Below are 22,352 nucleotides of genomic sequence, written 5' to 3'. Positions count from 1 at the left end.
CCGGCCCCCACCTCAGCGCCCGTCCGCGTCGCCGACCGCCGTGCGCGCGGCATGATGGATGCCATGAGCATCGCCGCCCGCACCGCTGTCATCGTGGACGCCGTCCGTACCCCCTCCGGGCGCGGCAAGCCGGGCGGGGCGCTCAGCGGCATCCATCCGGTCGATCTCGCAGCCCGCGTGCTGCGCGCCGTGCTCGAGCGCAACGGACTCGACTCCACGCAGGTCGACGACGTGCTCCTCGGATGCGTGAGCCAGGTCGGCGAACAGGCGATGAACATCGCCCGGCAGGCGGTGCTGGCAGCCGGGTTCGACGAGCGCGTTCCCGCGACGACGATCGACCGCCAGTGCGGATCGAGCCAGCAGGCCGCGCACTTCGCGGCGCAGGGGGTCATGGCGGGCCAGTACGACATCGTGATCGCCGGCGGCGTCGAGTCGATGAGCCGGGTGCCGCTCGGTGCGGCGACAACCCTCGCGGCATCGGGCGCCGGGTCGCCCTTCTCACCAGGGCTGCGCGCACGCTACCCCGAGGGGCTCGTCAACCAGGGGGTCTCGGCGGAGCTGATCGCGGAGCGCTGGGGCCTCAGCCGCGCTGACCTCGATGCGTTCGCGGCCGAGTCCCACGAACGCGCCGCCGAGGCGCAGGCGCAGGGCAGGTTCTTGTCGCAGCTGCTGCCGGTCGTGACGGATGCCGGAGAGGTCGCGGTCGATGAGACCGTCCGGCCCGGCACCACGACGGCGGGCCTCGCGGGTCTTCCCGCAGCGTTCCGCACGGAAGAGATGGCTACGCGCTTTCCTGATGTCGACTGGAGGATCACGCCGGGCAACTCCTCGCCGCTGACCGACGGGGCATCCGCGGTCGTCATCATGAGCGAGCAGAAAGCGCTCGAGCTGGGGCTCACGCCGCGCGCGCGGTTCCACGCGTTCGCGGTGGTGGGCGACGACCCGCTCATGATGCTCACCGGGCCCATCCCCGCGACGCGTCGGATCCTCGAGCGCAGCGGTCTTCGAATCGACGATCTCGATGCGTACGAGGTGAACGAGGCGTTCGCGTCGGTGCCGCTCGCGTGGGCGGCGGAGGTCGGGGCGGATGCCGCGAAGCTCAACCCGTGGGGAGGCGCGATCGCCCTCGGCCATGCGCTCGGATCGAGCGGCACTCGGCTGCTGGGTACGCTTCTTGCCTCCCTCGAGGCGACCGGCGGCCGCTACGGGCTGCAGACGATGTGCGAGGGCGGCGGTATGGCGAACGCGACGATCATCGAGCGTCTCTGACCCCCCCGGTCGTTGAGCGAGCGCACCCCCCGTTCGTTGAGCGAGCGTAGCGAGTCGAAACGCCCCGCGATCTGCCTCTTCCGCAATCCGCGTCTCGCCGCATAGGTTCGAATGCGGAGGTTTCCACGTGGGCATGATGTTGCCGAACGAGCTGATCTGGGTGATGGAGAAGCTCGGGTTCGATTGGCCTGACGTCGATGAAGATGAGCTTCGCCGTGTCGGGCGGATCGTCGGGACGTTCACGGGCGAGCTCGAGGGCCGGATCCAGGCGATCGACCGCAAGGTGAACGGCGACATCGCCGCGTCGATGCGCGGGCAGGCCGGGCCGGCGTTCGTGAACGCCTGGAACGTGAACCGGTCGCAGAACCTGCAACGTCTCCTCGACATTCTCGGCCCCGTTCCGGTCGGCACCGACGTGGCTGCGGGCGCGGTCCTCGCGTTGAAGATCAAGTGCATCGCCGATGTGACGACGACGATGATCGCGTTGATGGCGATGCTCACGAATCCGATCACCGCCGCCGGCGCCGGCCCCATGCTCATCATCAAGAAGCGGCTCTTGAACGCCGCGGTCGACACCGCCGTCGAGGAGGTGCTGGCTCAGATCTTGCCGACGGTGATCGAGCCCCTGGCCAACGAACTGCCGGCCGTGATCATGGCCGCGCTCGACGCGCCGATGGTCGAGGCGATCGTCGGTGATCCCGATGAGTACTACGCCGATCTCGAGGCGCTCGAACAGGCGGAGGGTGAACTGGAGCAGCATGCTTCCGACATCGACACCCTCACGGGGCGGTTGATCGCCGACCTCGCGACGATCAATCTGGGCGGTGATTGACATGGGACGCGACGTGCTAAACGAAGTCGGCGAGGTGATCGTCGACACTGTGCGGAGTGCGGCCCGGGTAATGGACGACATATCGCAGGTACCCGTCAAGGCCGGCCGGCAGGGCCAGCAGAACCGGCGACGTACGAACGATATGGATCATTTCGAAGCCGACGGCACGCTGAAGAAGAATCACTCCTACACGACGGGCGAATACAACTACCGCTACCACACCGACGAGAACGGCTACATCGACCGGGTGCAGGCCGACAACCTTCACCTGACCGGCCGCGAGAAGCGTCTGCATCATGACGGGAACACGCCGGGAAAGCTGCCGGGCGACCACGCCGGGCATCTGATCGGCGACCGTTTCGGCGGTTCGCCCGAGATCGACAACATCGTCAGCCAGCTATCGACGCACAATCTGAGCACGTTCAAGAAGCTCGAGAACCGGTGGGCAGACGCTCTCAGCAAGGGTGGTACCGTGACGGACGTCGAGATCAACATCGTCAGTGATGCCACGGGGCGGCCGACGAGGTTTGTGATCAACTCGTTCATCGACGGTAAGCCGACGCCAACATTGAGGTTTAGACAGTAGGAGCAAGAGTGGACGAAGAGAAGCGGATTCTGCAGGAGTTGGCGTCGTCGTGGGTGTCGTTGGCGGCGGAGTACGCGGGGGACGCGCCGGGTGTGACGGCGTACTACATATACGGTTCGGATGAGCGCGGTGCGTCGACGGCCAATGCCTATTTCGAGCAGGACGGCGTTGTGGTTTTTCCGAGCGACCTTGTCGGTACGGATGCCAGTGTCGGCACGGTGAGGGAGATGCAGAGCCTCCTGATGGACGACATGGAAGCAGCAGCCGATGCGTTCACTGCGGCGGGTATTCCGGCGCCAACGGAGTACCGGTTGGAGTACATCGTGGAGGGCGGGAAGCTGGACTTTCAGTTGTCCCGTGAGGAGCTCTATGGTCCCGGCGGGCGTGAGAAGTCGCAGATCGAGGGCATCGAGTACTGGTTGGGTGACCGTGCTCCGAAACTGATTCCAGGAGACTGACCGAAGGCCCGGCGAGCTGGTGTCGGGACCCTCGCGCATCGGCGCGCGGTCACGTAGTCTGAGCAACATGCCCTACCGGGCGCCGACGATGATGTCGAAATGTCTCACGAGGACGTGACTACATGAGCATGACTGCCACCCCGACCACCCTGACCGCAGACGAGCGCGCGGCCATCCTCGACGCTGTGCGCGAGTTCTCGGAATCGAACCTCGCGCCTCATTCCCTCGAGTGGGATCGCGAAGAACGGTTCCCCCGCGACGTCCTCTCTGCGGCGGGCGAGCTCGGACTCGGTGGCATCTACGTGCGCGACGACATCGGCGGGGCTGGCCTCGCCCGCGAAGACGCCGTGGCGATTTTCGAAGCGCTCGCGATGGGTGACCCGACGATCGCCGCGTACGTGTCGATTCACAACATGGTCGCTTGGATGATCGACGCGTTCGGCACGGCATCCCAGCGTGAAGCGTGGCTGCCACGCCTTGTGACCATGCAGGACCTTGGCGCCTACTGCCTCACAGAGCCCGGCGCGGGGTCGGATGCCGCCGCCATCGCGACCTCGGCGATCGTAGACGGCGACGACTACGTGCTGACGGGCGTCAAGCAGTTCATCTCCGGGGCGGGAGAGGCCGCCGTCTACGTCGTCATGGCACGCACCGGCGAACTGGGAGCGAAGGGCATCACGGCGTTTCTCGTGCCGGCGGACTCCGAAGGGCTCTCGTTCGGGTCGCACGAGCGGAAGATGGGGTGGAAGGCGCAACCGACCAGGCAGGTGATCCTCGACGAGGTGCGGGTACCGGCATCCGCGGTGCTCGGATCGGTCGGTGGCGGCTTCCGCATCGCGATGAAGGGTCTGGACGGTGGTCGGCTGAACATCGCGGCCTGCTCGATCGGCGGCGCTCAGTGGGCGCTCGACCGCGCCGTGCGCTACGTGCACGAGCGGTTCACGTTCGGTGAGGCGCTCTCGGAACGCCAGTCGGTCGTGTTCACGCTCGCCGACATGGCCACCGACCTCACCGCCGCCCGTGCGCTGGTGCGCGACGCGGCGCGCGCGATCGATGCGGGCGACCGCGACGTGGCCGTCCCGTGCGCGATGGCCAAGCGCTTCGCGACGGATGCCGGGTTCGACGTCGCGAATCGGGCGCTACAGCTGCACGGTGGTTACGGCTACCTTCACGACTACGGCATCGAGAAGGTGGTGCGCGACCTGCGCGTGCATCAGATCCTCGAGGGGACGAACGAGATCATGCGGGTCGTCATCGGGCGCTCGGTCATAGGGTGAACCCATGACCGAGTACGCCACCATCCTGACCGAGACGCGAGGACGCGTCGGCTGGATCACCCTCCACCGCCCCGACGCGCTGAACGCCCTGAACTCCCAGGTGATGCGCGACGTCGTCGCCGCCGCTGAGGCGTTAGACGCCGACCCCGGCATCGGCGCCATCGTCGTGACCGGAAGCGAGCGCGCGTTCGCCGCAGGCGCCGACATCAAGGAGATGGAGGGCAAGTCGGGTCGCGACATGCTCATGGATGATCACTTCGGATCGTGGGCGCGTTTCGCCGCCGTCCGCACGCCGGTGATCGCCGCGGTGTCGGGGTATGCGCTCGGCGGCGGGTGCGAGCTCGCGATGATGTGCGACATCATCTTCGCCGCCGACACCGCACGCTTCGGTCAGCCGGAGATCACGCTCGGCGTCATCCCCGGCATGGGCGGCACGCAGCGCCTCGTGCGCGCGGTCGGCCCGTACGTCGCCGCCGACCTCGTGCTCACGGGGCGGCTGATCACCGCCGATGAGGCCGCGCGGGCGGGGCTGGTGTCGCGGGTCCTCCCGGCATCCGACCTGCTCGATCAGACCGAGAAGGTCGCGCAGGAGATCGCGGCGAAGTCGCTCGTGGCGCTGTTCGCGGCGAAGGCGGCGCTGGATGCCGCGCTGGAGAGCTCGCTCGCCGAGGGCTTGCGCTTCGAACGTCAAGCGTTCGCGGGCCTGTTCGACACCGAAGATCAGAAGGAAGGCATGGCCGCGTTCCGCGAAAAGCGCGCCGCCACCTTCACGAACCGCTGAGCGGGTCGGGATGCCGGACGGCACGGCATCCCGCTGCCGCCATATCGCGTTATGCATCGCGGCGTGAACCTGAGTCTCAGGTTTCGCGACACTGCGTCGCATCTCGTAGAATGTCCCCATCGCGAAGGAGAACCGATGAAGATCGTGGTGCTGGTCAAAGAAGTCCCCGACACCTATGGCGACCGCAAGCTGAGCCTGGAGACCGGGCTCGCCGACCGCGGCGCGTCCGAGCGGGTGCTCGATGAGATCGGCGAGCGGGCGCTCGAAGTCGCCCTGAGCTACGCCGACAAGAACCCCGGCACGGAGGTGGCCGTCGTCTCGATGGCCTCCGAAGAGGCGTCGGCGACGATCCGCAAGGGCCTCGCGATGGGGGCCGCGACCGCGCTGCAGGTCGTTGACCCGGCGCTCGTCGGAGCCGACCTCGGCATCACCGCTCGCGTGTTGGCGGCCGCCGCGCAGCGGACGGGTTTCGACCTCGTGATCACGGGCAACCTCTCCACCGACGGCTCGGGCGGTGTGCTGCCGGCGATGCTCGCCGAGCACCTGGGTGTTCCGCAGGCGACCGCACTGTCGTCGGTGACGATCGGCGAGACCGAGGTCTCCGGCACGCGGGCGACCGACGGCGGAACCGCGCAGGTCACCGCCGCTCTCCCCGCGGTGATCTCGATCACCGAGGCGCTGCCCGACGCGCGCTTCCCGAACTTCAAGGGCATCATGGCGGCGAAGAAGAAGCCGTTCGAGACCGTGTCGCTCGAAGACCTCGGCGTCGACGTCGATCCGGCATCCGCGCCGCAGTCGATCCTGACGGTGGTGAGCGAGAAGCCGCCGCGCGGTGCGGGCGTGAAGATCGTCGACGAGGGCGATGCGGGCGAGAAGCTCGCCGCCTACCTCATCGAGAACCGACTGGCGTAAAGGGGCGCGGACATGACTGATTTCGCTGCGGATTCCATCCTCGTCCTCCTGGACGTCACTCCGACGGGCGAGCTCGCCTCGTCGGCCGCGGGCCTGCTCGGCGCCGCCTCGCAGGTCGGCACCCCGGTCGCCGTCGTTGTGGGCGGAGGCGACGACGTCGGCGCCGCGGCCGGCGCTCTCGGTGCGACCGTGGTGCTCACCGCACCCGCCGGAGACGGGCTCACGGTGCCCGCGACCGACGCCCTCGCGGCGGCGTTCGCGCTCGTGCAGCCCGACGCGGTGCTCGTGTCGAACTCCATCGAGGGTCGCGATGTCGCGGGCCGCTTCGCCGCGCGCCAGAGCCTCGCGCTCGCAGTCGACGCGGTGGGTGTCGCCCGCGACGGTGAGGGAGTCCTCGCCCAGCACTCCGTTTACGGCGGCGCGTACAACGCGACGAGCGCCCCGACGTTCGGTCCGCTCGTCGTGACGGTGCGTCAGGGGTCGATCGACGCCCGCGCCGAGGCGGTGGCCGCGCCGGTCGTCGACGCACTGGCGGTGGAGCCCTCGGGCAAGCCCGCCGCGACCGTGGTATCGGTCGACGCGGTGGTCGAGGCATCCAGCCGCCCGGAGCTTCGCGGCGCCTGCAAGGTCGTCTCGGGCGGGCGCGGACTCGGCTCGAAGGAGAAGTTCGTGCTCGTCGAGGAACTCGCCGACGAGCTGGGCGCCGCCGTCGGCGCATCGCGCGCGGCGGTGGATGCCGGGTACATCCCGTACGCGCACCAGGTCGGCCAGACGGGCGTATCCGTCGCGCCGCAGCTGTATGTCGCGCTCGGCATCTCCGGCGCGATCCAGCACAAGGCGGGTATGCAGACGGCGAAGACGATCGTCGCGATCAACAAGGACGGCGACGCGCCGATCTTCGACATCGCCGACTACGGCGTCGTGGGCGACGTGTTCACGGTCGTGCCGCAGCTGATCGCCGCCCTGCAGGCGGACCGCGCGAAGAAGGCGTAAGCCCCATGGCGACCTACGGATCCGCGCTCCGCCGCGGGCTTCCCCGAACGAAGGGCGGCGACGGCTGGCCGCCCGCCGGATCGGCGGTGGAAGGTGTCGTGCCGGCGGGCGAGGCGCCGGGTGGTTCGGTGCCGAGTGATTCCGGGGTCGCTGCGGCGGCCGCGCCGGACGCATCACGGGCGGAATCCGTTGCGGCAGAGGCCGTATCGGAGCAGAACGTGCCCGTAACGCCCGTCGCGTCGGCGCCGGCAGTGCCGGCCGCGCCCGCCGCGGCATCCGTGAGTCTGCGGCGCGGGCTTCCGCGTCGGGCCGGGGGCGACCCGTGGCCGCCCGCCGGTGCGTCCGCGAGCGGTGTCACCGCTGCCTCTCCCGCTGCAGCCGCGGCATCCGACCTGCCCGCCGCTGCGACGGGCGCCACTTCTTCGTCCGGGCGCCAGGAATCTGTGGCGCCCGTGCAGGAAGCAGGCGCCACACCCGTCGGGTCGGCGTCGGCAGCCTCCGTCGCGGCTGCGGCGGCATCCGGCTCGGGCGAGCCCCTCCGCCGCGGACTGCCGCGTACCGCCGAGGGCGAGCCGTGGCCGCCCGCGGGCACCGTGTCGCGTGTGGGCGCCACGTCTGCGTCCGGGCTCCAGGAATCTGTGGCGCCCGAGCAGGAAAGTGGCGCCGCAACGGTGGATGCCGGGGTTTCGGCCCCCGGAACGGTGGATGCCGGGGTTCCCGCCACCGCAGCCACATCCGGAGCCGCAGCGCCGGCCGCCGCATCCGCGCCGGCCGCATCGACTGCGGTCGCGACGCACGAGGGGCCGCGCGAGCCGCTCACCGTGCCGAAGACCGTCTGGGCGGGCCGCGCTGCGAGCCATCGCCCCGAGCCCGAACCGGAACCTGCCCGCATCGGCCCCTTCACGAAGGGCCAGTGGGCGGGCGTCGTCATCATCGGCGGCCTCGGCCTGCTGATCGCCGCGGGGATGGCCGTGGCCTTCGTGCGGTTCCTGCTGAGCCTCGAGCCGCTGCAGGACTTCTTGGCAACCTACCCCGGCGAGTACCACCTGCCCGAAGGGGCGCCGGTCGGATTCCCCGCGTGGCTCGGGTGGCAGCACTTCTTCAACGTGTTCCTGATGGTGCTGATCATCCGATCGGGCCTCACGATCCGGAACGAGAAGCGGCCCGCCGTCTTCTGGACGCCCAAGAACGACCCGAAGGGCAAGACGAGCCTCACGATCTGGTTCCACCAGTCGCTCGACCTGCTGTGGATCATCAACGGCGTGATCTTCGTCGTCCTGCTGTTCGTCACCGGCCAGTGGATGCGCATCGTGCCGACCAGCTGGGAGGTCTTCCCGAACGCCCTCAGCGCGATGCTGCAGTACATCTCGCTCGACTGGCCGACCGAGAACGGCTGGGTGAACTACAACGCGCTGCAGCAGATCGCGTACTTCACGACCGTGTTCATCGCGGCGCCGCTCGCGATCATCACCGGCTTCCGGATGAGCGGGCTCTGGCCGAAGAAGAACGAGAAGCTCAGCCGGGCGTACCCGATCGAGTGGGCGCGGAAGGTCCACTTCCCGACGATGCTCTACTTCGTGGTGTTCATCGCGATCCACGTGTTCCTCGTGTTCGCGACGGGCGCGCTCCGCAACCTCAACCACATGTACGCCGCGCAGGGCTCGGTCGACCCGAACGCCTACGCAGACAACTGGACCGGGTTCTGGATGTTCGTAGCCTCGATGGTCGTCATCGCGGCGGCGTGGGTGGCTCTGCGGCCCATGACGATCGCGCCGATCGCGCGCCTGTTCGGCACCGTCTCGGGACGCTGACGGCACGTGGCGCTGACGGCGTCAGCGGGTGAAGCGGACCTCGGTGAGGGTCTCGCCGAGGAACGGCTCGGTGTGGGTCGCGCCGTCGAGGGTGAACCCGTTGCGGACGTAGAAGCGGTGCGCGCGCGGGTTGTCGTCGGCGACCCACAGGTAGATGGGCTCTTCGGGCTCGACGACCGCATCGAAGAGGCGCTGCCCCGTGCCGGTTCCGTGGAAGGCGTCCAGCAGGTAGATGAAGTACAGCTCACGGGCGCGCGGGGCGTCGCGGTCGCGCGCCGGACCCGACCCCGAGAACCCGATGATCTCGCCGTCGGCGAGCGCGGCGAACATCCGAAAATCCGGTCCCTGTGCGGCCCAGTGGGTCCAGAGTTCGGCGAGGCGCTTGGGCGACACGTTCTCGAGCGCCGCCTTGCTGATGAGGTGGTCGTAGGTCTCGTGCCAGCACGCGGCGTGCACACGGCCCAGGGCCTCGGCATCCACGTCACGGACGGGACGGACGACGATGTCGGTCTGCGTGGGGATCTCGGAGGGGGCTTCCATGGCCTGAATATACGTCTGCGCCCGAGAAAGGCGAAATCGACGCCGGCGGGAGAAACCCGCGGTGCTGGAGGGTGTCCACAACGAGTTTCGTGTGCGACGAGGTCGAACCGATAGCATCCCCCGCGTGAACGTATGGTGGCGGACCCTCCTGACGATGCTGCACGCGAAGGTGCTGCTGCGCCGCAACGGCCCGATCTCGCCGCGGACGGTCGGACGCGTGAGGGTGCGGACCCTCCCCACCGACATCGACCTGCTGATGCACATGAACAACGGCCGGTACGCCTCGCTGTTCGACCTCGGACGCTTCGACCTGCTCGTGCGCACCGGTATCTGGGACGCGATGAACGCGCGCCAGTGGTACGCAGTCGTCGCGAGCGAGACGATCACATTCCGGAAGTCGCTGCAGCTGTGGCAGCGCTTCACGATCGAGTCGCGCTTGTACGGACACGACGACAAGGCGGTCTATCTCGTGCACCGCGCGGTCGTGGGCGGGGAGGTCTACGCCGAGATGATCGTGCGCGCGCGGTTCCTGCAGCGCGGCGGCGGCATCGTCCGCAATGAGGAGCTCTTCAGCGCGCTCGGCCGCCCCGACGACCTGCCGCCGCTGCCGGCGTGGATCTCCGCCTGGGCGGAAGGCTCAGCGCTCCCCTCGACGAAGGCCCCGGCGCCGAGCAGCTGGGACTGACGGCTCAGGCGCGCGTCGAGACGTCCGACGCCGAGGCGTCCCGAGCAGCGCCCTCCGGCGCCGGGTGCTCGTCGGTGTCGCGCGAGTTCGTGAGCGTGAGGGCGCCCGCCGCGGTGATGAGGCCGACGGCGATCGCGAGGATCGCGAAGAGCACCCGCTCGCCGGAGAAGAAGCGTGCGACCAGTTCCGGCGCCCACGCACCATCGGGGAGGACCGTCGCGACGAGCACGGCGATCACGGTGCCCACGACGGCGGTGCCGACGCTCGTGCCGACCTCTTGCGCGGTGTCGTTGAGCGCGGCGCCCATCGAGGTGCGGTTCTCGGGCATGGCGCCGACGAGGGCGACGGCGCAGATCGTCATGATTGTCCGCAGCCCCACGGTCATGATCACCATCGCACCCGCGATCGCGACGTAGTCCTGCGAGACCGCCCACGCCATCGCGCCGAGCCCGGCGGCGAGGAATGCGGCGCCGATGAGGCACGCGATGCGATGTCCGAAGCGGCTCACGAGCCACTCGGTCAGCGGAGTCGCGAAGATCATCGTCAGAATGAGCGGCAGGTTCGCCAGGCCCGCCTGCAGAGGCGTCCACCCCCAGGCGTACTGGAAGTGCAGGATGAGCGCGAACATCACGGCGGCCATCGCGATCGCGGTGCCGAACTGGGCGATCGCGGCGCCGCGGACGACGCCTCCGCGGAACACGCGCAGATCGAGCATCGGAGCCGCCGCGCGGTGCTCGTGGACCAGGAAGAGCGTGAGGGATGCCGCGGCGCCGCCGATGACGCCGAGGGTGACGGGCGACCACCACCCGAACTGCACACCGCTCGTGAGCGCGTAGCAGGCGAGACCGATCGTCAGGATGCTGAGCACGGCGCCCGGAAGGTCGAGCCGGTCGTGCGTCAGGCCCTCGGGAGAGTCGGCGGGCACGCCGAAGTGCACGCCGAGGGCGGCGATGAGGGCGATCGGGGCGTTGATGAGCAGCAGCCACTGCCACGGCAGATGCGCGAGCATCGTGCCGCCGAGCAGCGGCCCGAGGACGAAGCCCGACATCCCGACGACCATCATCAGGGTGATTCCCCGCATGCGCAGCTTCTCGTCGTCGAACAGCCGGAACGCGAGGGAGTTGGTGATCGGGGCCATCGCGGCGGCGGCGATGCCGAGCACGGCGCGCAGGCCGATCAGCTCGCCGATCGAGCTGACGGCGAGCACCGCGAGGCTGACGAGCCCGAACATCGCGAGCCCCACCTGCAGCACGCGGCGTCGTCCGAAGCGGTCGGCGATCGCCCCCGCTGTGAACAGCAGGCCACCGAAGGTCAACGAGTAGGCGCCGCTGACCCACTGCAGCGCGGTCGTCTCCCCGCCGAGATCGCGGCCGATCGTCGGCAGCGCGATCGACAGCAGGGTGTTGTCGATCATCTCCACGAAGAACGCGAGGCAGAGCGCCGCGAGGGGGATCCACGCGGCGCCGAGCGATGCGTAGGTCCCGGAGGTGACGGTCGGGGAGGAGGTGTGGGGTGATGCGCTCATGAGGTCTTCCTTTCTCGTCGGGCGTCTCATCGTGCGGGCGGAGGCGTCCGCGGTGTCATGTCGAAATCTCGAACGCTGTTCGATAATAGAACACCGTTCGATAATCTGGAACACTGTTCGATATTCCGCAAGCGACGCTCCGCGTGTGATGGGATGAGACCGTGACCGAAGCAACGACGACGGATGCCGCGCGCGGCGGCGACCGCCCCCGCCGGAGTGCGCGCAGCGCGCGCACGCGCGAGCGCGCCTCGCACTCGCTCGACTCGGTTCTCTCCGAGGCGGTGGCGATCCTCGACGAACAGGGCGCTCAGGGCCTCACGATCCGCGCGCTCGCCGCGCGCCTGGGCGGGGGCCCCGCCAGCATCTACTGGTACGTCTCCGGCCGCGACGAACTGCTCGACCTCGCCGCCGACGCGGTGCTCGCGGGCGTTCTCGCCGCGGTCGCCGACGTGCACACCGACGATCCCATCGACGACATGCGCACGATCGCCGTCGCCCTGTTCGACGCGATCGTCGACCGCCCCTGGCTCGGCGCCTACGCCCTGCGCAACACCGGCGCGCAACCGCACGGGCTCGCGCTCTACGAGCGCATCGGCGAGCAGACGCAGCGGCTCGAGCTCACGGCGCGCCAGCGCTTCCACGCGACATCGGCCGTCGTGGGGTTCGTCCTCGGGACGGCGGTGGACATGGGGCAGGAGCCCCCGGCGGAGGTCGTCACGGGAGAGATCAGCCGCAGCGAGTACCTGACCCGCGCGGCCGATCAGTGGCGTGCGATGGATGAGGCATCCTTCCCCTTCATCCACGAGATCGTCGACGAGTTCGCCGGGCACGACGACGCCGACCAGTTCCGCGCCGGCCTCGATCTGCTGCTGGACGGCCTGCGCCGCCAAGCGGGCTGACGCGGCGTCGTCGTGCCGTGCGGCTCAGGCCGCGAACGCGTCGGCGATCGCCTCACGGGCGAGTCGGATGCCGATGCGTCCGGCACTCGCGCGGCGTGAGGCGGTGAAGATCTCGCGCGCCGGCTCTCCCGGCAGCGTCGTGAGGGTGACAGGCGGGGTGACACCGGTCCAGAGCAGGTCGGGGAGGAGCCCGACCGCGTGGCCCGCGGCGATGAGTGAGACGTGGGCACCGAGGTCGGCGAGCTCGTACCGCACGTCGGGTTCGAACCCGGCCGAGCGACACTGCTGCACCGCCCACTCGCGCGCCGCGGTCCCCGCCGGCTCCATGACCCACGGGCGGTCCGCCACGTCGCGGAGCGATCCTCCCGGCCCGCGCGTCGCGAGCCGCATGGGGTCGGCGCCGAGCACGTGCCGCACGAGGTCGGGGCGGTGCGCGCGCGTGAGGCCCGGGTACTGCTCGGCGATCGCGAGATCGAACCCGCGCGCCGACAGCTCGAACAGACCCTCCTCGGGCGGCACCTCGGCGAGCTCGACGCGGAGCGTCGGCGCCCGCTCTGCCAGCAACGACAGCGCGGCGGGCACGATCGTCCGCGCCGCGGTCTGGAGGACGGCGATCCGCACGGGGGCGATGCCCGGCTGCAGCTCGTCGAGCTCGCCGCGGATCTCCTCGTCGGCGTCGAGCGCCCGGGCCGCGTGCGCGGCGAGGGCGGCGCCGTGCTCGGTCAGCCGCACGCGGCGCCCGTCGGGCGCGAGAAGCGGGACCCCCGCTTCTCGCTCGAGCTGCGCGAGCTGCTGCGAGATCGTCGAGGGGCTGTAGGAGAGGGCTTCGGCGACGGCCGAGAGCGTGCCGCGCAGCGCCAGTTCGTGCAGCAGGCGCAGGCGGCGCAGCTCGAACACGCGGGCCTCACCGGCATCCGTCTCGCGCTCTCCGAAATCATCGACAGAATCGAACGGTATAGATCGGAGATGATCGCTTTTCTCGAATCATAGTCGTGCCGCATCCTGATCGGATGAACGAGGTGCACTCTGGTCAGATGACCGACGACTCCCTGCCCGCCGACGGTGCGACCGAGCCGACCGAGCTGACCGAGCTGAACGAGGCGACCGCGCTCGTCGACCGTGCCGTCGCTCTCGCCGAGCGCTGGGTCGCCGAGTCCGCCGACGTTCCCGTCGACCCCGCTACCGAGCGTCTCGCCGGCGTCCTCAAGGACCCGAACGGGCTCCCCTTCACGATCGGCTTCGTCGACGGCGTCATGCGTCCCGAGTCGCTGACGGCCGCGGCATCCAACCTGCAGCGCGTCGCCCCGCTGGTTCCCGACTTCCTGCCGTGGTACCTGCGCGCCGCCGTCCGCACGGGAGGCGCCGTCGCGCCCGTGCTCCCGAGCCCCGTCGTGCCGATCGCGCGGCGGGTGCTGCGCGAGATGGTCGGGCACCTCGTGGTCGACGCCCGCCCCGACAAGCTCGGCCCGGCGCTCGCGACCATTCGCGAATCGGGTGCGCGCCTCAATCTCAACCTCCTCGGCGAGGCGGTGCTCGGCGAGCACGAGGCGCTGCGCCGCCTCGACGGCATCCACGACCTCATCCGTCGCCCCGACGTCGACTACGTCTCGGTGAAGGTCTCGGCGATCGCGAGCCACATTTCGATGTGGGCGTTCGATGAGACGGTCGACACCGTCGTCGAGCGTCTGCTGCCGCTGTACCTCACGGCCGCGACCGATCGCACCTTCATCAACCTCGACATGGAGGAGTACCGCGACCTCGACCTCACGATCGCGGTCTTCACCCGCATCCTCGAAGACCCGCGCCTGAGGGACCTCGAAGCCGGCATCGTGCTGCAGGCGTACCTCCCCGACGCGCTCCCGGCGCTCCAGCAACTCACCGCGTGGGCGACGGAGCGGGTGGATGCCGGCGGCGCCCCCATCAAGATCCGGCTCGTCAAGGGCGCGAACCTCGCGATGGAGCGGGTGGATGCCGTGATGCACGGCTGGGACCTCGCGACGCACGGCTCCAAGCTCGACTCGGATGCCTCCTACCTCCGCTGTCTCGACGAGGCGCTGCGCCCCGAACACACGCGGGCCGTCCGCATCGGTGTCGCGGGCCACAACCTCTTCGACATCGCCTACGCGTGGCTACTGGCGGGGGAGCGGGGCGTCCGCGACGCGGTCGAGTTCGAGATGCTCCTCGGCATGGCGCAGGGGCAGGTCGAGGCCGTCACCCGCGAGGTGGGACACGTCTTGTTGTACGTGCCGGTCGTCCGCCCCGACGAGTTCGACGTCGCGATCAGCTACCTCGTGCGGCGCCTGGAAGAGAACGCGTCGAGCGACAACTTCCTCTCCGCCGTCTTCGAGCTGCACACCGACCCCGCGATGTTCGCGCGCGAGCGCGACCGGTTCATCGCCTCGACGCGCCGCGCCGCCGACCCCGCGCTGCCGGTCGGCCCGAACCGCCGCCAGGACCGCGGCACCGAGGACGCTCAGGGCGGCGACGCCGCGAGCCGCCTGCGCACGTCGCCGGCCGACGAGGCCGACCTGACCCAGGCCGTGCTCGGCATCGCCCGCGCCGCCTCGCGCGACGAGGACGACATCGATCTCGGCGCCGAGCAGGTCTTCGCCGACGGGTACGTCGAGACCGCCGTCTTCGCGCGCCGCGAGTCGGGCGCGCCCGCGCGCGGCGCTGCGGGCTTCGTGAACACGCCCGACTCCGACCCGGCGCTGCCCGCGAACCGCGCCTGGTCGGCGGACGTCCTCGCCCGCGTCGAAACCTCGACCACCGGCGACGAGACGATCGCCGCGGCTCGCCTCGACAGCGAAGAAGCGCTGGAGGAGACCGTCGCGCGCGTCCGCACGGCCGCGGATGCCTGGGGTGCGATGCCGGCCGCCGACCGCGCCCGCGTGCTCGAAGCCGCCGCCCGCGCGCTCGAGGCCCGCCGCGGCGAGCTGATCGAGGTCGCAGCCTCGGAGACCGGCAAGGTCTTCGCCGAGGCGGACGTCGAGATCAGCGAGGCCGTCGACTTCGCGAACTACTACGCGGCGACCGCGAAGGAGCTCGACCGCGTGCCGGGCGCCGTGTTCGTGCCCGCGACGCTCACAGTGGTCACCCCGCCCTGGAACTTCCCCATCGCGATCCCGGCGGGCGGTGTGCTCGCCGCGCTCGCCGCGGGCTCCGGCGTCGTCTTCAAGCCGGCTCCGCAGGCGCGGCGCTGCGCCGCGGTCGTCGCCGAGGCGATCTGGTCGGCGTTCGATGAGGCGGGCGTCTCGCGCGACGTGCTCGCGCTCGTCGACATCGATGAGGGCGGGCTCGGGCAGCAGCTCATCTCGCACGACGCGGTCGACCGGGTCATCCTCACCGGCTCGTGGGAGACCGCGGCGCTGTTCCGTTCGTGGCGTCCCGAACTGCCGCTGCTCGCCGAGACGAGCGGCAAGAACGCGATGATCGTCATGCCCTCGGCCGACCTCGACCTCGCCGCATCCGACCTCGTGAAGAGCGCCTTCGGGCACGCGGGGCAGAAATGCTCGGCCGCCTCGCTCGCGATCCTCGTCGGACCGGTCGCGCGCTCCGAGCGTTTCGCCCGCCAGCTCGTCGATGCGACCGAGTCGCTGCGCGTGGGCCCGCCGTCCGACCCGCGCAGCGAAGTCGGGCCGGTCGTCGAGGTCCCGCACGGCAAACTCGCGTGGGCGCTCACGACGCTCGAAGACGGCGAGCAGTGGCTCGTCGAGCCGCGTGAGGTATCGGACGCGCCGGCGGAGTACGCCGGGAGGCTGTGGAGGCCCGGCATCCGCGTCGGCGTGCGGGCGGGCTCGCGCACGCACCTCGAGGAGTTCTTCGGCCCCATGATGGGCGTCATGCACGCCTCGTCGCTCGCCGAGGCGATCGAGCTGCAGAACGCCGTCGCGTACGGCCTGACGGCGGGCCTCTACACGCAGGACCCCGGCGACCTCGCGACGTGGCTGGACGGCGTCGAAGCCGGAAACCTCTACGTCAACCGGGGCATCACGGGCGCGATCGTCCAGCGGCAGCCGTTCGGCGGGTGGAAGCGCTCGTCGGTCGGGGCGGGGACGAAGGCCGGCGGCCCGAACTACCTCGTCGGTCTCGGCTCGTGGCGGGCGACGTCGGGCGGCGCCCCGTCGTCGACGCTGCACCTGCGTGGGCTCGACTCGCGGATCGGCGCGTTCATCGAGGCGGCGCAGCCGTCGCTCGGCTACGAGGAGTTCGAGTGGCTCCGCCGTGCCGCACTCTCGGACGCCCTCGCGTGGGACCGCGAGTTCGGTCAGGTGCGCGACGTGTCGCAGCTCGGCGTCGAGCGGAACCTCTTCCGCTACCGCCCCGTCGAGGTCGCTGTGCGCGCTACGAAGGATGCCGCGTGGCAGGCCGTCCTCCGCGTTGCGGTCGCGGGCGTCCGCGCCGGCGGTGCGTTCACCCTGAGTGCGCCCGTCGGCCTCCCCGCCGGTGTCCGCCGCGCGCTCGGCGACCTCGACGTGCCGGTGTTCGTCGAAACCGACGGCGAGTGGATCGACCGCGTACGTGCGGGCCAGGCAGACGGGGGAGCGGGACGCGCGCGGCTCGTCGGCGGCACCGAGTCGGTCGGCGCGCTGCAGGCCGCGCTCGCCAAGGCATCCGGCGGCGACCCTGACCTGGCCGTCTACGCGGGCGACGTCACGACCGCGGGGCGTTTGGAGCTTCTGCCGTTCCTCCGCGAGCAGTCGATCACCATCACCGCGCACCGCTTCGGCAACCCGGATCCATGGTCGGAGGCCGTGATCTGAGGGTGGACGGAGTCCATCAATCCACGCCCGGTCAGCGCGGAAGAGAAACAAGTTATCTTTCTGGAACCTGAAGGCGCGACCGGCCACGATGATGAGTGGCGCATCTGGGGAGCGCCGACGGAGACCGGTTCCAGTGAGCGGCACACGCCGCGGGTCGGACCGTCAATGACACACCGGGGGGAGTGTCGCTCTGGAGTTGGGGGACACTCGGCTCCAGAGCTCCCGCCTGCCTGCCGCGAGGTCAGGACTCGGGCGGATCGACGAAGTCGCGAGCCTCGCCCGCCGCCGGGGCCGCGGCTTCGCCATCCACGGGCGTCATGAACTCGTTGACCAGCGCACGCACTCCGAGGGCGAACAGCGTCCACTCCCCGGCCGGGACATCGTCCCCGTCGTGCGCCCGCACGCGCGGATGCTCGATGCCCTCGAGGGCCCGCACGGCGAAGCCCTCGCCCATCGCCGCCATCGCCTCGGTGAAGTCGGTGATCGTGAGGGGAGATTTCATGCGCAGCCCGTAGGACTCCATGAGGAAGGCGTAGAACTCCGCGAACGCGGCGATCGACTCGCGATGCCGCTCGTTGCTCGCCTCGCGCAGCTCCGGCCAGGTCTGGGCGGTCGTACGCAGGGCGAGCCAGATGAGGAACTGCTGTGCGTCGAGGGCGTCGGCGGGGTCGTCGGTGTCGACGGCGGTGGTGCGCACGTGCGCCTCGGCGGCGGCGCGGATGACGTCGTCGCCGCTGGCTCCCGACGTGATGAGCTCCTCGACGGCGACGCGCGCGTAATCGGTCGGCCTGCTCAGCCGCAGGCGCACCATCGCCACCGCGAGATCGCGCTGGTAGTCGTTCTGGTCTGCCCAGAGCCGGTAGGCGGCACCCGTCGTGAGCCCCGCTCGCCGGAGCACGTCCTGCAGGCGGATGTGCTGCACCCCCGCCGACACGCCCCGTTCGAGCAGCATCTGCATCCCGACGCGCAACAGCAGCGCGCGGGTCTCGTCCCCAGAACGACGCACCATGGAAAAGAAATCTACTCACTTGGGCCGACATCGGCCAGGCGGGGTGTCACCGAGCCCGCGTCGGCCGGTCTGACACAATGGATGCCGGCGTGCCCGTGACCGGGCCTCTGGACAGCGTCCGCCGCTCTCTGACACTCGCAGCTACGAGGAGCGAAATGTCCACTTCCCTGGGTACCGGCACACCCGCGGCGTCATCCGCCGCAGCGTCTTCCCCCGCCCGCATCGCGCAACACCGTCGGTACCTCATGTGCCGACCGGAGCACTTCACGGTGAGCTACCGCATCAATCCGTGGATGGAGCCGGCGAAGCCGACCGACACCGCCAAGGCCGTCGCGCAGTGGCAGACCCTGTACGACACGTATGTGGCGCTCGGGCACGAGGTCGAACTCATCGACCCCGTCGAGGGCCTGCCCGACATGGTCTACACCGCCAACGGCGGGTTCATCATCGACGGGCGCGCCCTGGGCGTGCGCTTCCGGGTGGACGAGCGCCGCGGCGAGGAGCGCCCCTTCATGGACTGGTTCGGCGCGCACGGGTTCGAGGTCGTCGAGCCCGTCGAGGTGCAGGAGGGCGAGGGCGACTTCCTGCTGGTCGGCGACACGATCCTCGCCGGCACCGGCTTCCGCTCGGTCGGTGACAGCCACCGCGAGGTCGCCGAGGTCTTCGGCCGCGAGGTGATCTCGCTCCGCCTCATCGACCCGCGCTTCTACCACCTCGACACCGCGATCTCCGTCCTCGACCCCGTCGAGGGTCCCGGCGGCGTCGAGAGGGCGAACATCGCCTACCTCCCGGCCGCGTTCGACGCGCCGTCGCTCGCCGTGCTCCGCGAGCGCTACCCCGACGCGATCGAGGTGTCGGATGCCGACGGTGCCGTGTTCGGGCTGAACTCGGCATCCGACGGGTACAACGTCTTCATCTCGCCGCGCGCGACGGGCTTCGAGCAGCAGCTGCGCGCCCGCGGCTACAACCCGGTGCTCATCGACCTGTCCGAGCTGCTGCTCGGCGGTGGGGGCATCAAGTGCTGCACGCTCGAACTGCGAGGAAAGCGATGACCACCCCCATGACGACGACCGACGCGCTGACCGGCGAGTTCATCGCCGCCGAAGAGGCGCACGTCGCGCACAACTACCACCCGCTCCCCGTCGTCGTCGCGCGCGGCGAGGGCGCGTGGGTCACCGATGTCGAGGGCAAGCGCTACCTCGACCTGCTGTCGGCCTACTCGGCGCTGAACTTCGGGCACCGGCATCCCGCGCTCGTGGCGGCCGCCGTCGAGCAGCTCGGCCGCGTCACGCTCACGAGCCGCGCCTTCCACAACGACCGGCTGGGAGCCTTCGCGGGCGCCCTCGCGGAGCTCTGCGGCAAGGAGCTCGTCCTCCCCATGAACACGGGGGCCGAGGCCGTCGAGACCGGCATCAAGGTCGCCCGTGCGTGGGCGTACCGCGTCAAGGGCGTCGCCGACGGCCAGGCGAAGATCATCGTCGCTGACGGCAACTTCCACGGCCGCACGACCACGATCGTGAGCTTCAGCGACGACGCCTCCGCGCGCGACGGATTCGGGCCGTTCACGCCCGGCTTCGTGTCGGTGCCGTACGGCGACGCCTCGGCGATCGCCGCCGCGATCGACGAGAGCACCGCCGCCGTCCTCGTCGAGCCCATCCAGGGCGAGGCGGGCGTCGTGATCCCGCCCGAGGGGTATCTGCGCGAGATCCGACGCCTCTGCGACGAGAACAACGTCCTCTTCGTCGCCGACGAGATCCAGTCGGGCCTCGCCCGGGTCGGCACGACGTTCGCGTGCGACCGCGAAGGCGTCGTTCCCGACATGTACCTGCTCGGCAAGGCGCTCGGCGGAGGCATCCTGCCCCTGTCTGCGGTGGTGGCGGATGCCGATGTGCTCGGCGTCATCCAGCCGGGCGAGCACGGCTCGACCTTCGGGGGAAATCCGCTGGCCGCGGCCGTCGGGCTGCAGGTCGTCGAGATGCTCGCGTCGGGCGAGTTCCAGACTCGCGCGCAGGCGCTCGGCGAGCACCTCGCCGCCGCGCTCGAGCCGCTCGTCGGGAACGGCGTCACGGCGGTGCGCATCGCGGGCCTGTGGGCCGGCGTCGACATCGACCCGGCGTTCGGCACGGGCCGCGAGGTCGCCGAGAAGCTGCTGCACCGGGGCGTCCTCGTCAAGGACACGCACGGCCAGACGATCCGCATCGCCCCGCCGCTCGTGGTCCGCGCGACCGAGCTCGACTGGGCGGTCGAGCAGCTGCGCCTGGTGCTCGCCACCTGACGCGGCCGGAGCAGAGGGCGGAGCGGGATGCCGGGGGTCAGGCGACCTGCACCTCGACGCTCGGCCAGCCGGTCGCGCCGTCGGGCGCGGGCGGCGCGGTGGCCTCGGTCTGCGGCTCTCCGTCGGCGCCGATCGCGCGCGCGGTGATCGTGTGGCGGCCCGCCGGCGCGTCCCACGGCAGCGTCCACTGCACCCAGGTGTCGTCCGAGATCGCGGTGGCGAGCGAGGCATCCCGCCACGGACCGTCATCGACCCGCACCTGCACGCCGCGCACGCCGACGTGCTGCTGCCACGCGACCCCCGCGATCACGGTGTCGCCCGCAGCGACCGAGGTGCCGCGGCGGGGGACGTCGATGCGGCTCGCGAGCTTCACGGGCCCGCGCTCCGACCAGCCGCGCGGCGTCCAGTAGCCCTCGGCGTCGGAGAAGCGCGTCACCTCGAGGTCGACGACCCACTTCGTCGCGGAGACGTAGCCGTAGAGGCCCGGCACGACCATCCGCACGGGGAAGCCGTGCTCGGGAGGGAGCGGTTCGCCGTTCATCCCGACGGCGAGGATCGCATTCCGCTCATCGGTGAGGGTCTCCAGCGGCGTGCCGGCGGTGAAGCCGTCGCTCGACGTCGACAGCACCATGTCGGCGCCGGGCTGCACGCCGGCCCGCGCCAGCAGGTGTCGGATCGGGTACCCGAGCCAGAGGGCCGTGCCGATCAGGTCGCCGCCGACCTCGTTCGACACGCACGTCAGCGTCGTGACGCTCTCTTCCAGCGGCAGGGCGAGCAGCTCGTCCCAGCCGATCTCGACCTCGCGATCGACGAGGCCGTGGATGCGCAGCCGCCACGACGCGGGGTCGATCTGCGGCACGGCGAGCGCCGTGTCGATGCGGTAGAAGTCGGCGTTCGGGGTGATCACCGGCGCGAGGCCGGAGATGCCCAGCTCGGCAGACGCGGGCACCGCCGCGCGAACGGATGCCGGAGGCAGGGTGATCGCCGAGCGCACGGCCGCGACCGTGCGCGCCCCCGCCTGCAACGCCCACCCGCCGACGGCGGCGAGCGCGCCGACGACGGTCGCCCCTCCCGCCCACACGAGGAACGTGCGCCGCGACGGTCCGGAGCTCGGCAGGTCGCCGTGTAAGAGTTCGGCCTCGTCGTCGTGGGCGCGTTCGGCTCGGGCGGACAGGACGCCGAGGGCCATCAGGGTGGCGGCCGCTCCGAGCGCCGCCGGAACCGCCGACAGCGCCGACGCATCGGCCCGCGAGACGGATGCCGCGACGCCCGCGAGCCCGGCCACGACCACCACGGTCTGCGCCGCGGCGCGCGAGCGGCGCGCGAGGAGTCCCACGGCCGCACCCAGGAGCAGCAGCGCGATCGCAACGCCGACGATGAGTGCGGCCTTGTCACCCGTGCCGAAGAGCCCGATCGCGAGGTCCTTGCCCCAGGGCGGCGCGATGTCGATGAGCGCCGATCCCACGGCGGCGACGGGGCTCGCGCCGAACAGCGCGCCGGCGAGCTCACCGACCCCCGCGCCGAACACGACGGAGGCGACGCCGGCCAGAGCCGCGGGGACCGCGCCCCGCGATCCCGTCGGCTCGTCGCGCATCGCGCGGGAGGCATCCGGCGTCTCCATCCGCCGATCATAGGTCGGCGCCGCCCCCGGTGGGGCGGACCGGGCGACGCCGGCGCGGATGCACAGCCGCTGTCGAGGCTCAGGCCCTGTTCTGTCAAGGCTCAGGCCCTGTGATC

General features: G+C 70.6%; 19 protein-coding genes. 14 read left to right on the top strand and 5 right to left on the bottom strand.

All coding sequences use genetic code 11. The features are described from left to right. The first annotated feature begins 63 nt into the window (after positions 1 to 63). From AC3ENQ_RS10760 to AC3ENQ_RS10720, 9 genes are all read left to right on the top strand, one after another. Positions 64 to 1,269 carry a thiolase family protein gene (locus tag AC3ENQ_RS10760; protein ID WP_431804439.1) on the top strand — a complete coding sequence of 402 codons (1,206 nt, stop codon included), beginning with the start codon at positions 64 to 66 and terminating at the stop codon, positions 1,267 to 1,269. 133 nt (positions 1,270 to 1,402) lie between these two features. After that, positions 1,403 to 2,101, top strand: coding sequence for a WXG100-like domain-containing protein (locus tag AC3ENQ_RS10755; protein WP_488185855.1), 699 nt, complete (start codon positions 1,403 to 1,405; stop codon positions 2,099 to 2,101). Position 2,102: 1 nt separating this feature from the next. Continuing rightward, positions 2,103 to 2,687, top strand: a complete 585-nt coding sequence (locus AC3ENQ_RS10750; RefSeq protein WP_431804513.1) for a DNA/RNA non-specific endonuclease — start codon at positions 2,103 to 2,105, stop codon at positions 2,685 to 2,687. A gap of 8 nt (positions 2,688 to 2,695) precedes the next feature. Then, positions 2,696 to 3,145, top strand: a complete 450-nt coding sequence (locus AC3ENQ_RS10745) for a hypothetical protein (RefSeq protein WP_431804435.1) — start codon at positions 2,696 to 2,698, stop codon at positions 3,143 to 3,145. 122 nt (positions 3,146 to 3,267) lie between these two features. Beyond that, a complete protein-coding gene (locus tag AC3ENQ_RS10740) occupies positions 3,268 to 4,422 on the top strand; it encodes an acyl-CoA dehydrogenase family protein (RefSeq protein WP_431804433.1) in 1,155 nt (384 codons plus the stop codon). A gap of 4 nt (positions 4,423 to 4,426) precedes the next feature. Further along, the gene (locus AC3ENQ_RS10735; RefSeq protein ID WP_431804431.1) at positions 4,427 to 5,203 is read left to right on the top strand and encodes an enoyl-CoA hydratase-related protein; all 777 of its coding nucleotides are present in this window, start codon (positions 4,427 to 4,429) and stop codon (positions 5,201 to 5,203) included. A gap of 135 nt (positions 5,204 to 5,338) precedes the next feature. Next, on the top strand, positions 5,339 to 6,115 hold the full coding sequence (locus tag AC3ENQ_RS10730; protein WP_431804429.1) for an electron transfer flavoprotein subunit beta/FixA family protein: 777 nt from the start codon (positions 5,339 to 5,341) through the stop codon (positions 6,113 to 6,115). A gap of 12 nt (positions 6,116 to 6,127) precedes the next feature. Then, on the top strand, positions 6,128 to 7,108 hold the full coding sequence (locus AC3ENQ_RS10725) for an electron transfer flavoprotein subunit alpha/FixB family protein (protein WP_431804427.1): 981 nt from the start codon (positions 6,128 to 6,130) through the stop codon (positions 7,106 to 7,108). Between the two features lie 5 nt (positions 7,109 to 7,113). Then, positions 7,114 to 8,919 carry a cytochrome b/b6 domain-containing protein gene (locus AC3ENQ_RS10720; RefSeq protein WP_431804425.1) on the top strand — a complete coding sequence of 602 codons (1,806 nt, stop codon included), beginning with the start codon at positions 7,114 to 7,116 and terminating at the stop codon, positions 8,917 to 8,919. A 21-nt stretch (positions 8,920 to 8,940) separates the two neighbouring features. Here AC3ENQ_RS10720 and AC3ENQ_RS10715 read toward each other — a convergent pair whose 3' ends face one another. Continuing rightward, positions 8,941 to 9,459, bottom strand: a complete 519-nt coding sequence (locus tag AC3ENQ_RS10715; protein WP_431804423.1) for a GNAT family N-acetyltransferase — start codon at positions 9,457 to 9,459, stop codon at positions 8,941 to 8,943. 124 nt (positions 9,460 to 9,583) lie between these two features. Here AC3ENQ_RS10715 and AC3ENQ_RS10710 point away from each other — a divergent pair, with 124 nt between their 5' ends. Further along, positions 9,584 to 10,144 (top strand): thioesterase family protein, encoded by a 561-nt coding sequence (locus AC3ENQ_RS10710; protein ID WP_431804421.1) that lies wholly within the window; start codon positions 9,584 to 9,586, stop codon positions 10,142 to 10,144. Positions 10,145 to 10,148: 4 nt separating this feature from the next. Here AC3ENQ_RS10710 and AC3ENQ_RS10705 read toward each other — a convergent pair whose 3' ends face one another. Continuing rightward, positions 10,149 to 11,669, bottom strand: a complete 1,521-nt coding sequence (locus AC3ENQ_RS10705) for an MFS transporter (RefSeq protein WP_431804419.1) — start codon at positions 11,667 to 11,669, stop codon at positions 10,149 to 10,151. Between the two features lie 161 nt (positions 11,670 to 11,830). Here AC3ENQ_RS10705 and AC3ENQ_RS10700 point away from each other — a divergent pair, with 161 nt between their 5' ends. Beyond that, a complete protein-coding gene (locus AC3ENQ_RS10700) occupies positions 11,831 to 12,568 on the top strand; it encodes a TetR/AcrR family transcriptional regulator (protein WP_431804417.1) in 738 nt (245 codons plus the stop codon). A gap of 24 nt (positions 12,569 to 12,592) precedes the next feature. Here the strand turns inward: AC3ENQ_RS10700 and AC3ENQ_RS10695 are convergent, their stop codons facing one another. Next, positions 12,593 to 13,465 carry a LysR family transcriptional regulator gene (locus AC3ENQ_RS10695; RefSeq protein WP_431804415.1) on the bottom strand — a complete coding sequence of 291 codons (873 nt, stop codon included), beginning with the start codon at positions 13,463 to 13,465 and terminating at the stop codon, positions 12,593 to 12,595. Positions 13,466 to 13,578: 113 nt separating this feature from the next. Here AC3ENQ_RS10695 and AC3ENQ_RS10690 point away from each other — a divergent pair, with 113 nt between their 5' ends. Then, positions 13,579 to 17,331, top strand: coding sequence for a proline dehydrogenase family protein (locus AC3ENQ_RS10690; protein WP_431804413.1), 3,753 nt, complete (start codon positions 13,579 to 13,581; stop codon positions 17,329 to 17,331). Between the two features lie 241 nt (positions 17,332 to 17,572). Here AC3ENQ_RS10690 and AC3ENQ_RS10685 read toward each other — a convergent pair whose 3' ends face one another. Next, positions 17,573 to 18,340, bottom strand: coding sequence for a hypothetical protein (locus AC3ENQ_RS10685; RefSeq protein ID WP_431804412.1), 768 nt, complete (start codon positions 18,338 to 18,340; stop codon positions 17,573 to 17,575). Between the two features lie 155 nt (positions 18,341 to 18,495). Between AC3ENQ_RS10685 and ddaH the strand changes: the two genes are divergently transcribed. Next, positions 18,496 to 19,392, top strand: coding sequence for a dimethylargininase (gene ddaH / locus AC3ENQ_RS10680; RefSeq protein WP_431804410.1), 897 nt, complete (start codon positions 18,496 to 18,498; stop codon positions 19,390 to 19,392). Continuing rightward, positions 19,389 to 20,615 (top strand): ornithine--oxo-acid transaminase, encoded by a 1,227-nt coding sequence (gene rocD, locus AC3ENQ_RS10675; RefSeq protein WP_431804409.1) that lies wholly within the window; start codon positions 19,389 to 19,391, stop codon positions 20,613 to 20,615. The genes ddaH and rocD overlap by 4 nt, the downstream gene beginning before the upstream one ends. A gap of 37 nt (positions 20,616 to 20,652) precedes the next feature. Here rocD and AC3ENQ_RS10670 read toward each other — a convergent pair whose 3' ends face one another. After that, positions 20,653 to 22,236 (bottom strand): molybdopterin-dependent oxidoreductase, encoded by a 1,584-nt coding sequence (locus AC3ENQ_RS10670; protein WP_431804407.1) that lies wholly within the window; start codon positions 22,234 to 22,236, stop codon positions 20,653 to 20,655. Positions 22,237 to 22,352: the final 116 nt, after the last annotated feature.

It is taken from the genome of Microbacterium sp. bgisy203, from assembly GCF_057706945.1.
Note: the sequence above shows the minus strand (reverse complement) of the source record. Positions and strands in the feature narration are given on the sequence as shown.

What these genes read in the sequence shown, in the direction of transcription:
- AC3ENQ_RS10760 (WP_431804439.1), top strand. Translation starts at nt 64, where the DNA reads ATGAGCATCGCCGCCCGCACCGCTGTCATCGTGGACGCCGTCCGTACC.
- AC3ENQ_RS10755 (WP_488185855.1), top strand. Translation starts at nt 1,403, where the DNA reads ATGATGTTGCCGAACGAGCTGATCTGGGTGATGGAGAAGCTCGGGTTC.
- AC3ENQ_RS10750 (WP_431804513.1), top strand. Translation starts at nt 2,103, where the DNA reads ATGGGACGCGACGTGCTAAACGAAGTCGGCGAGGTGATCGTCGACACT.
- AC3ENQ_RS10740 (WP_431804433.1), top strand. Translation starts at nt 3,268, where the DNA reads ATGAGCATGACTGCCACCCCGACCACCCTGACCGCAGACGAGCGCGCG.
- AC3ENQ_RS10735 (WP_431804431.1), top strand. Translation starts at nt 4,427, where the DNA reads ATGACCGAGTACGCCACCATCCTGACCGAGACGCGAGGACGCGTCGGC.
- AC3ENQ_RS10730 (WP_431804429.1), top strand. Translation starts at nt 5,339, where the DNA reads ATGAAGATCGTGGTGCTGGTCAAAGAAGTCCCCGACACCTATGGCGAC.
- AC3ENQ_RS10725 (WP_431804427.1), top strand. Translation starts at nt 6,128, where the DNA reads ATGACTGATTTCGCTGCGGATTCCATCCTCGTCCTCCTGGACGTCACT.
- AC3ENQ_RS10720 (WP_431804425.1), top strand. Translation starts at nt 7,114, where the DNA reads ATGGCGACCTACGGATCCGCGCTCCGCCGCGGGCTTCCCCGAACGAAG.
- AC3ENQ_RS10715 (WP_431804423.1), bottom strand. Translation starts at nt 9,459, where the DNA reads ATGGAAGCCCCCTCCGAGATCCCCACGCAGACCGACATCGTCGTCCGT.
- AC3ENQ_RS10705 (WP_431804419.1), bottom strand. Translation starts at nt 11,669, where the DNA reads ATGAGCGCATCACCCCACACCTCCTCCCCGACCGTCACCTCCGGGACC.
- AC3ENQ_RS10690 (WP_431804413.1), top strand. Translation starts at nt 13,579, where the DNA reads ATGAACGAGGTGCACTCTGGTCAGATGACCGACGACTCCCTGCCCGCC.
- AC3ENQ_RS10685 (WP_431804412.1), bottom strand. Translation starts at nt 18,340, where the DNA reads ATGGTGCGTCGTTCTGGGGACGAGACCCGCGCGCTGCTGTTGCGCGTC.
- ddaH (WP_431804410.1), top strand. Translation starts at nt 18,496, where the DNA reads ATGTCCACTTCCCTGGGTACCGGCACACCCGCGGCGTCATCCGCCGCA.
- rocD (WP_431804409.1), top strand. Translation starts at nt 19,389, where the DNA reads ATGACCACCCCCATGACGACGACCGACGCGCTGACCGGCGAGTTCATC.
- AC3ENQ_RS10670 (WP_431804407.1), bottom strand. Translation starts at nt 22,236, where the DNA reads ATGGAGACGCCGGATGCCTCCCGCGCGATGCGCGACGAGCCGACGGGA.